Genomic DNA, 15352 nt, shown 5'->3' with positions numbered 1-15352 from the left:
GGTTTTGCGGGCTAAATATAACACCTACGCCTCGTTTTCAAACATGGATAACATTGTTTTATCCGTTTTTTTCCAAGCATTCTTGCTGGCCCGGCGACATGGTCTGGTTGAAAATTCAGCTATTTTTGTTATCTTTGTGTATAAACGGCAAAATATTAAAGCTATTCCAGCTCACAGCGCCCAGCTATTTGATGCTGATCTGTTTTATTCCCCGCTGATACCGTTGCTGCCCGGAACTTAACTTAAAGATCATTTTTACGCTCACCAAAACAAGGGATTATTACCTGGCCCGGCCTTTTTATTGCTACACGGAATAGCTATTGTTTAACTTAATTGATCTTAATTATGGCTAAGTCGCAAGCAACATTTATGAAAAAACAACTGGAAAAAAATCGCCAGAAAAAAAAGGAAGATAAAGAACAACGCAAACAGGAACGCAAATAAAATGCAGGCAGCAGCGATCTGGAAAGCATGCTGGCCTATGTAAATGAATTTGGGGAAATTGTATCAACCCCGCCCGAAATAAAACAGGCATAACCGGGTACTAATGACATTAATCAGTACATTGTAACTATTTCGTGGCTGTAGTAATTAGTGATTGAACCTTTTACTATTTTAATTGTCATAACAAAAAATCAACCACAGTTATGAAATTTCAATTAGGCTTTGTTTCCCTTATCGCAATGACGGTTGCCTCTTGCTCAGGCAATCATTCAACAAATGATACTGATACGGTAATTAAAAAGGAAGACACCGCCATGGCTAATGCACCCGACGCGCCGGCTGTAAATATGGAGTATTGCTTTTATACTACCGAAGGCACCGCCGGTCAGGACACTACCAAAGTTAACCTGCATATTAACGGCAATAAAGTTACCGGCGATATGGACTGGCTGCCCAAAGAAAAAGATGCCCGCAAAGGCAGCCTGATGGGCAATTTAAACGGCAATGTTATTAAAGCCTTATGGACTTACGGCCAGGAAGGCCGCGCGGATACGCTGAGCGTCGAATTTCAGCTAAGGAGCAATCAGCTTGCCCAAAAGCCTTACAGGTACGATGCAAAAACCGGTAAGCAACAAACAAACAGCACAGCCGATTATACAGTAATTTACAGCATGAAAAATTGCCGTTAATTTAAACACAATTTATAAATTAGCTAAAAAATAAACGGTCAAGAAAATGGAAAAGCGCGAAACCAGTATACTATATCTTGTTTTAGGATTATATAGTTTAATGATAAGCTGGTACTACAATCACAGTGTTATTTTACTTATCATCCATTACATATTTTGGCCTGTATACCTGATATATGAGTTGCTGATAGGCCACCTTGCCCACGGCATGTGGAAAACCATCCCACTTTCATATTTTAAATAAAGTAAAGCTGTACCATATAAAACAGAAAACCACCCTGGTATAATTTCAGGGTGGTTTTTCCTTTTTTATTAAACCTTTTCAACTACAACAGCGGTACCGTAAGCAAGCACTTCTGTAACGCCCTGCATTACTTCGTTGGCATCATAACGCATGTTAATGATGGCATTGGCACCAATAGCCTGCGCGTGCTGAATTAAAAGCTGGTAAGCCTCTTCGCGCGCGTTTTCGCACAGTTCAACGTAAATTGAAAGCCTGCCGCCAAACAGCGATTGAAAACCGCCGGCAATATTGCCCAAGGCGCTCCGGCTCCGCACCGTAATGCCGCGTACAACGCCTAAATGCCTGGTAACTTTGTAGCCATCTAAGGCTGTACTGGTAGTAATAAGTGATGTATCCATTTTTAGTTTAAGTTTGTTAGCCAGCAATTTATCCGGCCTGATTTTTATTTAGATGTAGTATGGTTAACGATATTACGTAAATATCTGTTTTTATTTTTTGAGATCCATGGTTTGTGATCAGAGATTAGTGCTGGGGGTTAGTTTCTTTTGTCATATGCAAGTGCAAATGATATCTGAATTAACAGCAAATCCTAAATCTGTTTAATCCAGGTCAGGAACATAGCCGGTATCCGCTATTAACCAACGCAATCTCCGTTTTCAATTTAAATAATCGAAGCAAACTGCTCCATTGCTTTTTTAACCACCAACTATGATCTATGAACTATGAACCATCGTCTATGGACCATCGACTATGGACTAAAAAACGTACCTTCGCCAAAAAATTAAAATAGATGCCTGATAAAATTAAAGCTGTTTTTTTAGATCGTGATGGTGTGTTAAACCAGGAAATGGGCGATTACGTACGCCGTTTTGAGGATTTCCATGTACTTGATAACTTTGATGCCCTTAAAACCCTGCAGGATCGCGGCTATATGCTGCTTGTTGCTACCAACCAGGGTGGTCTGGCCAAAGGCTGGTATACTGAAGAGGAACTGGCAAAAATGCACACTCACCTGAAACAGGTTTATCATGAACACGGCGTTGAACTTACCGACTTTTTTTACTGCCCGCATCACCCCAACTTTACCGGCGACTGCGATTGCCGCAAACCAAAACCGGGACTCCTGCTGCAAGGCATAGCAAAATATAACATCGATCCATCAAAATCGTACTTTATAGGCGACCGCGAACGCGACGTTGAAGCAGGCACAGCTGCCGGTGTAAAAGGTATCCTCATTGACAGCGACCAGCCGATCAGTACGGTACTGGATCTGATACTGTAGAACGGCCCCCTCTAAATCTCCCACGGGAGGGGAGACTTGAGTTTAAAGCCCTCCCTTCCGGGGAGGGTTGGGGTGGGGCTTTTTCACTTTCCCTAAAACATTTTCTTCTCTCCTGCTTTTTACCAATATTCATATTATCCCATGCAAAAAAGCCGCTACTTAAAAAACCTTGATGCTGTAATAGCCGCCTTAATCGGCTGGTTTATATTAAGCTTGTTTTTCAGGTATAGCGGTGTAGGGGTTTCGCCGGATAGTATCATGTATACCAGCGCGGCCAGGAGCTTTAAAGACCACGGTACACTGTTAACATTCAACCGTGTACCTATTGTCGATTTTCCGGTATTTTATCCCATTTATCTTGGCATCATTTCGTTTATCACACAGATAGATCCTGTTAAGTTTGGCGCGGTAATGAATGGGATCATGTTCGCCACACTCATCTTTACCAGTGGGTGGATCATGGAGCACTTTGTACCGGCTTCAAGAATTTATAAATGGCTGATGCTGGCGGCTATCATCCTGAGCCCGCCGTTGCTCCAGGTATATTCCTATTTATGGTCGGAGACCTTGTTCATCCTCGAAATCCTTTTTTTTCTGGTAGCCTTTCGGGAATATCTTTTAAAACACACGCTTAAAGCGCTTATTGTAGCGGCTGTTATAGCCGCCATAAGCTGTATTACGCGTTACGCGGCTGTTACTATTGTAGGTACAGGCGGCTTAATTTTATTGCTTGACAGGGTGCTGCCGCTTAAAAAGAAAATAGTTCATATCAGCATTTACGGACTAATTTGCATTTCGCTGCTGGTAAGCAACCTGGTATTCAATGCTTTTGTAACAGGTACAACAACCGGTCCGCGGGAGCCATCCATCACTCCGTTTAGCAAAAACCTGTATTACTTTGGTACCGTAATGTGCGACTGGATGGGCCTTACACCAAATCAATACTGGGTTGCTACACCTTTAGCCATCATCATATTCCTGGGCTTTATTGCTGCCCTGGCATTTAATTATTATCGCCGCAAGCTGGATAGTTTTGAAAATCTGGCTATAACCTTCGCGTTGGTTTACGGAGCGTTTATTGTACTTTCATCTACCTTTTCAAGGTATGAGCGAATTAATCACCGCCTGTTATCGCCGTTATACATTTCCGCTTTATGGGGATATACCAGTTGGGCCTTGCTGCTGCTTAAAAAGTTAAATAATACCACCACCCGGCGTATTGTTGGAGCTATAATGGTGATACTGATGCTGGGCTTTATAACCAGCGAGTTTTTGATAGATAAAGCCCGCTATAACGACCAGGTAGTCGACGAATACGGCAACCCCGGCTATACCGACGAAAGCTGGATCGATTCGGAGTTTGCAGCTTATTTGAGGGGAACAGACCACAGTTTATTTAAACCGGGCGTCAGGATCTATACCGATGCGCATGAAGCCGTTTACTTTTTCTCAGGCATGTCATCATACCTGGTACCGCACCGCTTTTTTACCAAGGATATTGATAAGTTTTACAAGGTTAAACACTACTACCTCATCTGGTTCAACGTATTGGAGAACCCGGAGCTTATCAACCTAAAAGACATTCAAAAAGTTAAAAATCTAAAAAAGATCAAGGATTTTGGCGAAGAGGGTGCGATTTATGAGTATGAGTCTGAACCATGATTTATAGGATTTTAGGATTACCACGAATTCCGTTCCCGCCGTTGTTGGTGATGACAAGCTCCCGCCGTTGTTGGTGTTGTCACCATAGCCGTTAACCTAAGGATTTTAAAAAAGTTTTTTTGAGGAGTTATAAATGACGGGGCTTCGCCATTGGGCAAAACCACTTAGATTTTCCCATATTTGTATAGTTTAATATTTATTAAAAAGGCGGTTTGTTTTCGAGGCAATTACCGCCTTTTCTTTTATAAAAATAAGTTTTTTTTCGCGATAATCATTCATTTTAAGGGGAAAAGCGCCTTTTATTTTCGATCAAAGTACATTTGTTACTGATTATGCATCCGAACTACAAACCAGCATCCGCTCAGTTATAGACCCTGATAAACTTTCTGAATTAGCTCGAAAAAGTGGTTTCCTACAAAGGCAGTCCAAGCTAAAACCATCGGAGTTTATCGACACGTTGATGTTTAGTGATTTAGACCATAGCCAGCTTAGTCTGCAGGATTGCTGTAACGATCTGGCCCAGCAACATCAGAAATCTTTAAGTAAAGTTGGACTGCACAAACGCTTCAATACAAGAACGCTTGACTTTCTGAAATCGGTTTTGTCAACCCAAATGGCTTTAAAGCTGGATCATGGCCAGCTAAACAGCTGGCAGCCTTTTTCACGTGTGCTAATCGCTGATTCCTCTAAGTTTACGCTACCCGACCAATTCGCGGAAGATTATCCAGGCTTTGGAAACTTTGGAGTATCTTCTATTATGAACATTCAGTATTCTTTTGATTTGAAGCACGGGAACTGGGAGAACCTTGAATTAACAAAAGCAACTGAAAATGACCAAAGTCATTCGGGAAAGACATTAGACCGGATCTGCAAAGACGAATTGCATATCCGGGACCTGGGGTTTGTAACATTAGAATATCTTGCAAGAGTAATTAAGGAAGAGGCATTTTTCCTGAACAGACCTCACCCACAGGTAAAGTTTGTCCAGTGCAGCAATGGTAAGCAGATAGATTGGGTAAAGCTGTACCAAAAGATGCAGAATAATAATAATCATTTTGATACGGAGGTTATTGTTGGAACAGGTAAAGATGCCATCACTTGTCGCCTGATCGCTTTACCTGTACCGGAGGCGGTATGGTCAGAACGAATAAGAAAAGCTGAACAAAAAGCAAAAAGTCAGAAAAGTAAACTTACTGATAAGTACAAGACCCGTTGTAAATTCAGCGTATTCATTACCAATACAACGAAAGAATCCCTTAACGCGGCAGCTATTATTCAATTGTATCGCTTACGATGGCAGATTGAATTAGTATTCAAAACATGGAAATCGTTGTTCGGTATACATCAGATCAAGGCAGTTAAAAAAGACAGATTGGAATGCCAGTTGATCGCCAAATTCATATGGATATTACTCAACTGGAAGATCTTCCGATGTATCGATGCAGCTATTCAAAAGGGAGTGCCCGGATACGCTTGCTCTATGTGGAAGTTTTTCAAGCAGGCACGCCAGTTTGATTATGCATTAAGAAAAGTGGTAAAAAGCTCCATGAGCTTTGAACAGTGGTGCGAGATATTCATTTTCCCAATTATAAAAAACATGCTCATTGAACCTAAGAAACGGAAAAAAGCAGCCTTTGAGATTGTTTACGACATATTCAATCCCTTAGGTTAACGGATATGGTGACAACACCAACAACTTGTTCCCGTATCTTTTTATGAACCTATAAGGCCGCTATGCATAGCGTAAAGGTTGTTGGTGACAACACCAACAACGGCAAAAGACCAACAACGGGCGGGTTTCATTTGTCAATGTTTATCTTTGTTTTATGGCAGGCCAGAAGAACCCCAAAGAAGCATCAAACATCGTTAACTCTATAATAAAAACATCGGTGAATATTCCTTTGCCTAAAAAACCTTACCCCGACTGTTTAGAATGTAGTGAAGAAGCAAAAGAAATTGTATCGAATAAGCGAGATGGTAAACTGATAATCTATACATACAAATGCCCCAATGGGCATTTGTTTACCGAAGAATTAACGTTGAAGTAATTCTCTTCTCATCCACATGGTTTAACAGGTATATAGTTACCTGACAACAGCAACAACGGGCGGAGCAACTTAGCAATTAACAAAATTAAATTCTAAAAGCTCGTTCAATCGGACATAAAACTTCTTGAAAATTTCACGCACCCGTATACTTTTTCACATTAAATTTTGATTTAAAAAACATCTGTCTATATTTGCACCGCTAATCTATAGTTTTACTATATAAAAAATGAACGGTATCGCACTACATCATCTTCATCTGCATCACCACCATGTGGTGATCAGCTAATATGTATGTTTCTACGCGAAATAACAACCTCCGTTTATATTCTTTTTTATCATAGTCTCTTAAATTCAATCTTTTGAAAACACTTAAAATAGCTATCCAAAAATCGGGTAGGCTCAACGAAAAATCCGTTGAATTATTAAAAAATTGCGGCTTAAACTTTGAAAACTACAAAAGCTCGCTTATCTCTCCGGTATCCAATTTCCCTTTAGAAATCCTTTTCCTTCGCGATGATGATATCCCTGAATATGTGCAGGATGGCATTGCCGATTTAGGTATCGTAGGCGAAAATGTGATCCAGGAAACCGAAGTTGAAGTAAGCTATCTGCAGCGCCTTGGTTTTGGTAAATGCTCGCTCAAGATAGCAGTGCCCAACAACAGCGATATCAACTCACTGGCCGATTTACACGGCAAAGCAATTGCTACCACCTACCCTGCCATTTTAGGCAAGTTTTTAAAACAACAAAATATTACTTCAGATATCCGCACCATTTCCGGTTCGGTTGAAATATCACCTGGCTTAGGTCTTAGCGACGCCATTTGCGATTTGGTATCAACAGGCGGTACCCTTAAAAGCAACGGGCTGAAACCTTTTGCCGATGTAATGTCGTCGGAAGCGGTGCTGATTGGCAGCAAAGCCATTGCCGAAAGCGACCTTGTACAGGAACTGATCCAGCGTATTCAATCAGTTTTACGCGCCAAAGAAACTAAATATGTGGTACTTAACGTTGAGAAAAAGAACCTCGATGCCGTTATTGCTTTATTGCCGGGCGTAAAAAGCCCGTCGGTAGTACCATTGGCCGAAGAAGGCTGGGTAGCAGTGCATACCGTGATCCCCGAACGTGATTTCTGGGATCGCATAAGCCAGCTCAAACAAGCAGGCGCGCAAGGCATTGTGGTAATGCCTATTGAGAAGATAATCCTTTAGCCCCACCCAAACCCTCCCCGGAAGGGAGGGCTTAAAATTGAGGGCCGTTTAAAAAATAGCATCAAAAGTCTCCCCTTCCGGGGGAGATTTAGAGGGGGCTGATCTTATGAAGACATACAACTATTCAGAACTTTCATCCAACGAGATCCAGAAACTGGTTCAGCGTAATGTTGACCCGGCCAACGAGATCAGGACTATTGTTGAAGATGTGATTGCCAGCGTGCAGCAGCATGGTGACAGCGCTCTGCTTGATTATGCTTTAAAGTTTGACAAGGTGGAGCTGAACAAGCTTTACCTCGATAAAGCCGAACTGAAAGAAATTGCCAAAGCCATATCTGCCGATCAGAAAGCAGCGTTGGAAACAGCGTATAATAACATTTACAATTTTCACCAAACCCAGTTAAAAACCGAGGACAGGGTTGAAACCATGCCCGGCGTAACCTGCTGGCGCGAATTAAGGCCGATTGAAAAAGTTGGCTTGTATATCCCCGGTGGCTCTGCTGTATTGCCAAGTACGTTTTTGATGCTGGGGATTCCGGCACGTATTGCCGGTTGCCATGAAATAGTGGTTTGCTCACCTCCGCAAAAAAACGGTAAAGTAAATGCCTTTATAGCTTATGTGGCATTGATGCTGGGGATTGATAAGATCTACCTGGCTGGTGGTTCGCAGGCTGTGGCGGCAATGGCTTACGGAACAGCCAGCATTCCTAAGGTAGATAAGATTTTCGGGCCGGGCAACCAGTTTGTAACCAAAGCTAAAACCATTATCCAGTCAACCACCACAACGGCAATTGATATGCCTGCGGGCCCGTCGGAAGTGTTGGTTATTGCTGATGAAACCGCTATTCCGGCATACATTGCAGCCGATCTGCTGGCCCAGGCCGAGCATGGCATCGACAGCCAGGCTGTATTGGTTTGTACCTCCGTTGATGTTGCCGAAAAAGCCATTGCCGAAGTTGAAAAACAGCTGCCTGTATTGCCCCGTGGGGAGATAGCCAAATTGGCCATCGATAATTCATATGTGGTAATCACTGATAACCTGGCCGAGGCCATGAGTTTCAGCAATCAATATGCTCCTGAGCACCTGATCCTGGCAACCAACAGTTGGGAACAGATCACCGGAGACATCATCAATGCGGGTTCAGTATTTTTAGGAAACTTAACACCAGAAAGCGCAGGTGACTATGCATCAGGAACCAACCATACCCTGCCAACCAGCAGTTATGCAAGGGCTTATTCGGGTGTGTCAGTTGATTCGTTTGTGAAAAAGATCACGTTTCAGCATATCACTCGCGAAGGGATCCAAAACATCGGTCCAACAGTTGAAGTTTTGGCCGAATTGGAGGGTTTACATGCACACAGGAATGCTGTGAGTGTCAGAAACAATAGTTGATCATGAAAAAGCTTGCATACCTTTTGAGTTTGTTTGCACTCACTGCTTGTCACAACGGTAATCATAAACAATTAATATCTGATACAGTTAAACGAGATACCACTACCTCGTTTAAGCCTTATCAGCTTAATAAAGACTACATTGTAATTGACACAGGTATTTTTGATGCAACTGTTATGGGAGGCAGCTATGCCGTTGTAACAAGAAGCGGAAAGCTTGCCGATACTATTGACAAATATTACGGAATTGAGAAAATTGGCAACGATAACTATTTATATCTAACAATAACAGGTACAGGGCCGGGAGAAGATGATACTTCGAAAACACAGAAATCTCAAAAATCAATCAGTGGGTCTTTGGGCAGTTATATAATGGTCGTAAATGGTAAAAAACAAAATCTGTCAGCGTTTATAACTGACTTTAATGACTATTTTTCTTCACCATCTGTAATAAACGGCAACATTTATTTCTGGCAAATAAAAAAAATAGATACAACAGGTAATAACAGTATATCGGCTGCTAAATATGATCCGGTTACCAAGAAAACCACGAATTATTATTTGGTTGATGATTATATCGAAACAGATGATGCCAACTATTTTTCAGCGCCATATTTTAAAAATGACACCATCTATTTTGACGGAGAGAATAAAAAATTAAGAAAATTCACAAAGGATTTTAAGCCTTACAATTAAAATGTTCGACATAAATAATATACTCAGAGAAAATATAAAACGTCTTGTACCCTATTCATCGGCACGCGATGAATACCAGGGTGAAGCAAGCGTTTTCCTGGATGCCAACGAAAATGCTTTTGGCTCTCCTTTAGATCAGCAGTTTAACCGCTACCCTGATCCTTTACAGTACGATTTAAAAAAACGCATTACCGAAATTAAAGGCGTACCGCCGCGCAATATTTTTGTAGGCAACGGCAGTGATGAAGCTATCGATATCCTGTTCCGCAGCTTTTGTAACCCGGGTGTTGACAATGTGATATTGGTGCCGCCTACTTATGGCATGTACGAGGTATCGGCCAATATCAACGATATCCAGGCCCGCAAAGTAAACCTTACGGAAGATTATCAGCTAAATTTAGAGGGAATTGCCGAAGCTATCGACAAAAACACCAAGCTCATCTTTATCTGCTCGCCCAACAACCCGACTGGCAATTCTATCAACCGCGATGATATTCAAACCCTGCTGGCCAACTTCAGCGGAATTGTAGTGGTTGATGAGGCTTACATCAACTTCAGCCGTCAAAAGTCATTTATACAGGAATTGACCGAATGTGCCAACCTTGTGGTAATGCAAACCCTTTCCAAAGCCTGGGGCCTGGCCGGTTTACGTGTTGGTATGGCTTTCGCCAGCGAGGAAATCATTGAGGTGATGAACAAAGTAAAGCCGCCTTATAACGTTAACGAGTCCTCACAACAGCTGGCATTGGCTGCCCTGGCAAACGTTGGTCAGGTTAATGAATGGATTAAAGAAACCCTTACACAACGCGACAGGTTGGTTTTACAACTGAAAGATTTTGAGTTTGTGGTAGATATTTACCCTTCAGATGCCAACTTTATCCTTGTAAAAACCACCAATGCTAACGGTATTTACGACTACCTGGTAAAACAGGGCATTATAGTGCGCAACCGTTCAAAAGTTGAGCTTTGCGAGGGCTGTCTGCGCATCACTGTAGGCACACCAGATGAGAACACTATTTTACTCGAAGCGCTTCAAAACTTTAAATAAAAAAATCACTAACTCAATAATTCGCTAATTCACTAATTATAAAGAATGAGTTTACAGAAAATATTATTTGTCGACCGCGACGGCACCCTGATCAAAGAGCCTGCTGATGAGCAAATTGATTCATTTTCCAAGCTGGAGTTTTATCCGGGCGCGTTAACCTATCTGCCCAAAATAGCCAAAGAACTTGATTTTGAACTGGTAATGGTTACCAACCAGGACGGTTTAGGAACTTCTGTTTATCCTGAAGATACATTTTGGCCTGTCCACAATTTCATCCTGCAAACCTTTGAAGGTGAAGGCGTAAAATTTGCTAACCAGATCATTGACCGTACTTTTGCGCGTGATAATGCCCCCACCCGTAAGCCGGGCACTGCACTGTTAACGCAATACTTAGATGCGGTTAAATACGACCTGAAAAATTCGTTTACCATCGGCGATCGTAAAAACGATGTGCTGCTGGCAAAAAACCTGGGTGCAAAAGCTATCTGGCTTAACAACAACAGCAACCTTGGCGGCAACGAGTTTAGCGAAGCAGATCATATTGATGACGTTATCGCCCTTGAAACTACCGACTGGCAAAAGATCTATGAGTTTCTGAAACTTGGTCAGCGGGTATTTGAACATCGCCGTGCCACTAAGGAAACCGATATCTATATCAAAATAAACCTTGATGGTAAGGGCGATGCCAAAATATCAACCGGTTTGCATTTTTTTGACCACATGCTGGATCAGATTGCCCGTCATGGTAGTATTGACCTGGAAATTACAGCCAAAGGAGATCTGCATATCGACGAGCATCATACCATTGAAGATACCGGCATTGCTTTAGGCGAAGTATTTGCCGCTGCTTTGGGCAACAAAATGGGAATTGAACGTTACGGTTTCTGTTTGCCAATGGACGATTGCCTTGCACAAGCTGCTATTGATTTCGGCGGCCGTAACTGGCTTGTTTGGGAAGCCGATTTTAAACGCGAAAAAGTAGGCGATGTGCCTACCGAAATGTTCTACCACTTCTTCAAATCATTCAGCGATGCCTCAAAAAGCAACCTGAATATAAAAGCAGAAGGACAAAACGAACATCACAAAATTGAAGCTATATTTAAAGCCTTTGCCAAGGCAATAAAAGTGGCTGTAAAACGTGATGTAGATAAGATGGTTTTACCAAGCACTAAAGGGCTTTTGTAACTCCCCAGCCTCCTAAAGGGGGAGTAACTAATCAAAATGGAAACACCAGATCAAAACAATACATCGGGAACCGATAAAAGCCTCGCAGAGGCACCCCCTTCAGGGGGCGGGGGGGGTATCGGCATCATCCTATACGGAGCCGGAAACATATTTTCCCTAACTGCCGCTTTAGAGCGCTTAGGTATCCCCTATGGCTTTATAAACAGCGAGGAGGATTTTGACAAGTACGACCGCTATATCATCCCCGGTGTCGGACATGCGGGCGCAGCCATGAATAAGCTTAAAGCTACCGGGCTTGTACCTTCCATCAAAGCGTTAAAAAAGCCCACCCTCGGTATTTGTGTAGGTATGCAATTGCTTACCTCTTACTCTGAAGAGGGCGACTCTAACCTGTTGGATATCATACCGGTTAAAACTTTAAGGTTTAAAGATAGCGCCGATCATAAAGTGCCGCACACGGGCTGGAACAGGGTTTACCCTGAAAAGGACAACCCGCTATTTGAAAATATACCGTCAGGTTCACATTTTTACTTTGTACATTCATACTTTATTGAGTATGATAAAGCATACACTTTATTAGCCTCCGATTACGGAAATCAATTTTCGGCATCAATTTGGCTTGATAATTTTTACGGCGTACAATTTCACCCCGAAAAGTCGGGCGTGTTTGGCGAAACATTGTTAACTAATTTCTCAAAAATATAAAGGATATGTACATTATTCCTGCCATTGACATTTTGAACAAGAAGGTTGTCCGTCTTCGTGAAGGCGACTACAAACAGGTAACCGAATACGATGTTACCCTTGAAGAAATGATTGAACGCTACCAGAGCAACGGCACCAACTTCATCCACATTATCGACCTTAACGGCGCAAAAAATGATTTCAGCAATCAGCAGTACCTGTTTGACGTGATCCGTAAAACTGATATGAAGGTACAGTATGGCGGTGGTATACGCAGCATCGAAAAAGTAAAAGAGCTGATAGATGCAGGCGTTCACCGCGTTATTGTTGGCACGCAGGCACTTACCAACCCTGATTTTCTACCAGATCTGAGCAAAGAGATCTGCGGCAAAGACAAATGCTCCGACCAGGTGGTAGTAGCCATCGACGTACTTGACGAGGTAATCAAATACTCAGGCTGGATGGAAAGCTCCCCCATCAAACTGATGGATTACGTTGATAAATGCCTGGCTTTAGGTTTCTTCCGTTTCCTTTGTACTGACATTAATAAAGACGGTAAATTGGGCGGTGCCGGCATTGAACTGTACGAAAAACTGCTTGACCATTCCCCGTTCATTAAGTTGATCGCCTCAGGCGGCGTTAGCTCCATGAGCGATATCGAAAAACTTAACCGCTTAAAAGTTGAGTCGGTAGTAGTTGGCAAAGCCATATATGAGGGCCATATCACCATTGAAAACGTGAAACACTGGAATTTGGACGCATTGATATCGATATAATCGCCCCCTAACCCCCTAAAGGGGGAACAATAGTTTTATAATGAAAAGAAAAATGTTTTTGGGAGCAGATCGATTAGTCTTTCAAAACGCAGAAGCACTTCGTTATAGAATGACAGTTGCCGAAGAGTTACTTTGGGAACAATTAAAGGGTAAACGGTTGGGTGTAAAATTTCGAAGGCAGCATCCTTTAGGAATTTACATCGCTGATTTCTATTGTCACCAATATAAATTAATCATTGAATTGGATGGAAGTATTCATAATCTTCCTGATGTAATTCAAAATGATATTGTTAGACAAAACAACTTGGTTTCCGATGGACTTAAAGTATTGCGCTTTACCAATGACCAGGTGCTTAATAATTTAGAAAAAGTATTGGAAAATATAAATACGCAAATCCAAAGCTCCCCCTTTAGGGGGCGGGGGGGGCTTGCCAAGCGAATTATTCCTTGTTTAGACGTTAAAGACGGGCGCACCGTTAAAGGTGTGAACTTCGTAGATTTGAGAGACGCCGGCGATCCCGTTGAACTGGCATGGAACTATTCCAACCAAGGGGCCGACGAACTCGTTTTTCTGGATATTACAGCAACCGTTGAACGCCGTAAAACTATGGTTGAACTGGTAAAAGCTGTTGCCAGGCAGATCAATATCCCTTTCACTATCGGAGGAGGTATTAATGAAATTGCGGATGCCGATGCACTACTCAATGCCGGAGCCGATAAAATCTCCATCAATTCGGCCGCGGTACGTAATCCTAAGCTGATAGATGAACTTGCTAATGCCTTCGGTGTTCAGTTTGTAGTAATAGCAGTTGATACCCGTAGCATTGGTGATAAAAATATAGTACACCTGAATGGCGGCAGGCTGCCAACCGAGCGCCAAACACTGGAGTGGATCCTGGAGGCTGAAAGCCGTGGCGCAGGCGAAATCCTGCTCACTTCTATGGATCATGACGGCACCAAAGGCGGCTTTGATAATGGTTTGCTGAAAACTGTTAATGATGCCGTGCATATCCCGGTGATAGCTTCGGGCGGTGCAGGCAAGGTTGAACACTTTGTTGATGTATTTGAGAAAACCAATGTGGATGCAGCACTGGCGGCTTCAGTGTTTCATTATGGTGAGATTTTGATACCGGATTTAAAGCGGATATTGCAAAGCAATAAAATAGAAGTTAGGATTTGAGATAACGCGGCGGCCTTGCGCGATTCCCTCCCTTGGGAGGGTGTAGGGAGGGGTTTCAGCAACAGATGTCCCCCCCTCCCTGCCATTGCACATTCCCAATACACCCCTCCCCAGGGAGGAAATTAAAAGAAAAGAATGAATATAGATTTTGAAAAAACCGGCGGACTTGTCCCCGTAATTATACAGGACGAGCAAACTTTAGAGGTACTGATGCTGGGTTACATGAACCAGGAAGCTTACGATAAAACCGTTCAGGAAAATATCGTTACTTTTTATTCCCGTACAAAAAACCGTTTATGGACTAAGGGGGAAACCAGCAGCAACTTCCTGCATGTAAAAAGCATCAGCATTGATTGCGATAATGATACGCTGCTGATCAAAGTGAAAGCCGACGGCCCAACCTGTCATACAGGCTCACGCAGCTGCTTCAATACCGAATTTAATCAAAATTTTATCCTGGAGCTGGAAAATATCATTGCCGACAGATATACTAACCCGGTTGAAGGATCATATGTAAATAAACTTCGCAACAAAGGCCTTAACAAAATAGCCCAGAAAGTTGGTGAAGAAGGAGTTGAAACTGTTATCGCCGCCCTTGCCGAAACAGAAACCGACCTGATCAATGAATCATCAGACCTGGTTTTCCATCTATTGGTTCTGCTTCGTGAAAAAGGTTTAACACTGGAAACTATCGCTAAAAATTTAGAATCAAGACATAAGTAAATAGTTGGCAGTTTTGAGTTTGCAGCAGGCAGTTGGAGAGTTTTAACTAATATTGCAAAATACAAAACTATAAACTGCCAACCGGCAA

The 15352-nt window shown here is 42.4% G+C and carries 17 protein-coding genes and 1 pseudogene; 17 read left to right on the top strand and 1 reads right to left on the bottom strand.

The genetic code is table 11. The features are described from left to right. Window positions 1-43: 43 nt before the first annotated feature. The 3 genes from ACP26M_RS04305 (at window position 44) to ACP26M_RS04295 (ending at window position 1377) form a co-directional block, all read left to right on the top strand. Window positions 44-241, top strand: coding sequence for a hypothetical protein (locus tag ACP26M_RS04305; RefSeq protein ID WP_426586468.1), 198 nt, complete (start codon window positions 44-46; stop codon window positions 239-241). 406 nt (window positions 242-647) lie between these two features. Continuing rightward, window positions 648-1133, top strand: coding sequence for a hypothetical protein (locus tag ACP26M_RS04300; RefSeq protein ID WP_426586466.1), 486 nt, complete (start codon window positions 648-650; stop codon window positions 1131-1133). A 46-nt stretch (window positions 1134-1179) separates the two neighbouring features. After that, window positions 1180-1377, top strand: a complete 198-nt coding sequence (locus tag ACP26M_RS04295) for a hypothetical protein (RefSeq protein ID WP_090526592.1) — start codon at window positions 1180-1182, stop codon at window positions 1375-1377. Window positions 1378-1445: 68 nt separating this feature from the next. Here the strand turns inward: ACP26M_RS04295 and ACP26M_RS04290 are convergent, their stop codons facing one another. Next, window positions 1446-1775 (bottom strand): YbjQ family protein, encoded by a 330-nt coding sequence (locus ACP26M_RS04290; protein WP_426586464.1) that lies wholly within the window; start codon window positions 1773-1775, stop codon window positions 1446-1448. A 392-nt stretch (window positions 1776-2167) separates the two neighbouring features. Between ACP26M_RS04290 and ACP26M_RS04285 the strand changes: the two genes are divergently transcribed. The 14 genes and pseudogenes from ACP26M_RS04285 (at window position 2168) to hisIE (ending at window position 15264) form a co-directional block, all read left to right on the top strand. Further along, complete coding sequence (locus ACP26M_RS04285) at window positions 2168-2659, top strand: D-glycero-alpha-D-manno-heptose-1,7-bisphosphate 7-phosphatase (RefSeq protein ID WP_426586462.1); 492 nt, start codon at window positions 2168-2170, stop codon at window positions 2657-2659. 141 nt (window positions 2660-2800) lie between these two features. Next, window positions 2801-4321, top strand: a complete 1521-nt coding sequence (locus ACP26M_RS04280; RefSeq protein ID WP_426586460.1) for a hypothetical protein — start codon at window positions 2801-2803, stop codon at window positions 4319-4321. A gap of 277 nt (window positions 4322-4598) precedes the next feature. After that, window positions 4599-5993, top strand: coding sequence for an IS4 family transposase (locus tag ACP26M_RS04275; RefSeq protein ID WP_426589699.1), 1395 nt, complete (start codon window positions 4599-4601; stop codon window positions 5991-5993). 154 nt (window positions 5994-6147) lie between these two features. Further along, complete coding sequence (locus tag ACP26M_RS04270; protein WP_426586458.1) at window positions 6148-6369, top strand: hypothetical protein; 222 nt, start codon at window positions 6148-6150, stop codon at window positions 6367-6369. A gap of 359 nt (window positions 6370-6728) precedes the next feature. Further along, the gene (gene hisG / locus ACP26M_RS04265; protein ID WP_426586456.1) at window positions 6729-7580 is read left to right on the top strand and encodes an ATP phosphoribosyltransferase; all 852 of its coding nucleotides are present in this window, start codon (window positions 6729-6731) and stop codon (window positions 7578-7580) included. A gap of 106 nt (window positions 7581-7686) precedes the next feature. Then, window positions 7687-8973, top strand: coding sequence for a histidinol dehydrogenase (hisD, locus tag ACP26M_RS04260; protein ID WP_426586454.1), 1287 nt, complete (start codon window positions 7687-7689; stop codon window positions 8971-8973). Between the two features lie 2 nt (window positions 8974-8975). Beyond that, window positions 8976-9668 carry a hypothetical protein gene (locus tag ACP26M_RS04255; protein ID WP_426586452.1) on the top strand — a complete coding sequence of 231 codons (693 nt, stop codon included), beginning with the start codon at window positions 8976-8978 and terminating at the stop codon, window positions 9666-9668. 1 nt (window position 9669) lies between these two features. After that, on the top strand, window positions 9670-10716 hold the full coding sequence (gene hisC, locus ACP26M_RS04250) for a histidinol-phosphate transaminase (RefSeq protein WP_090526578.1): 1047 nt from the start codon (window positions 9670-9672) through the stop codon (window positions 10714-10716). Between the two features lie 45 nt (window positions 10717-10761). After that, window positions 10762-11901 carry a bifunctional histidinol-phosphatase/imidazoleglycerol-phosphate dehydratase HisB gene (hisB, locus tag ACP26M_RS04245; protein ID WP_426586450.1) on the top strand — a complete coding sequence of 380 codons (1140 nt, stop codon included), beginning with the start codon at window positions 10762-10764 and terminating at the stop codon, window positions 11899-11901. A 36-nt stretch (window positions 11902-11937) separates the two neighbouring features. After that, window positions 11938-12606, top strand: coding sequence for an imidazole glycerol phosphate synthase subunit HisH (gene hisH, locus ACP26M_RS04240; protein ID WP_090526574.1), 669 nt, complete (start codon window positions 11938-11940; stop codon window positions 12604-12606). Window positions 12607-12611: 5 nt separating this feature from the next. Further along, entirely contained in the window at window positions 12612-13361 is a 750-nt protein-coding gene (locus tag ACP26M_RS04235; RefSeq protein ID WP_090526572.1) for a HisA/HisF-related TIM barrel protein, read from the top strand. A gap of 40 nt (window positions 13362-13401) precedes the next feature. Next, window positions 13402-13746 (top strand): annotated as a pseudogene (locus ACP26M_RS04230) (endonuclease domain-containing protein); the annotation flags it as partial. Window positions 13747-13755: 9 nt separating this feature from the next. Next, on the top strand, window positions 13756-14541 hold the full coding sequence (hisF, locus tag ACP26M_RS04225) for an imidazole glycerol phosphate synthase subunit HisF (RefSeq protein ID WP_426589697.1): 786 nt from the start codon (window positions 13756-13758) through the stop codon (window positions 14539-14541). Between the two features lie 135 nt (window positions 14542-14676). Further along, window positions 14677-15264, top strand: coding sequence for a bifunctional phosphoribosyl-AMP cyclohydrolase/phosphoribosyl-ATP diphosphatase HisIE (gene hisIE, locus ACP26M_RS04220; protein ID WP_091162321.1), 588 nt, complete (start codon window positions 14677-14679; stop codon window positions 15262-15264). Window positions 15265-15352 lie beyond the last annotated feature (88 nt).

The organism is Mucilaginibacter sp. R-33, from assembly GCF_049949235.1.
Lineage (GTDB): Bacteria > Bacteroidota > Bacteroidia > Sphingobacteriales > Sphingobacteriaceae > Mucilaginibacter.
The sequence above is the reverse complement of the archived record's forward strand: the minus strand, read 5'-3'. Positions and strand labels throughout refer to the sequence as shown.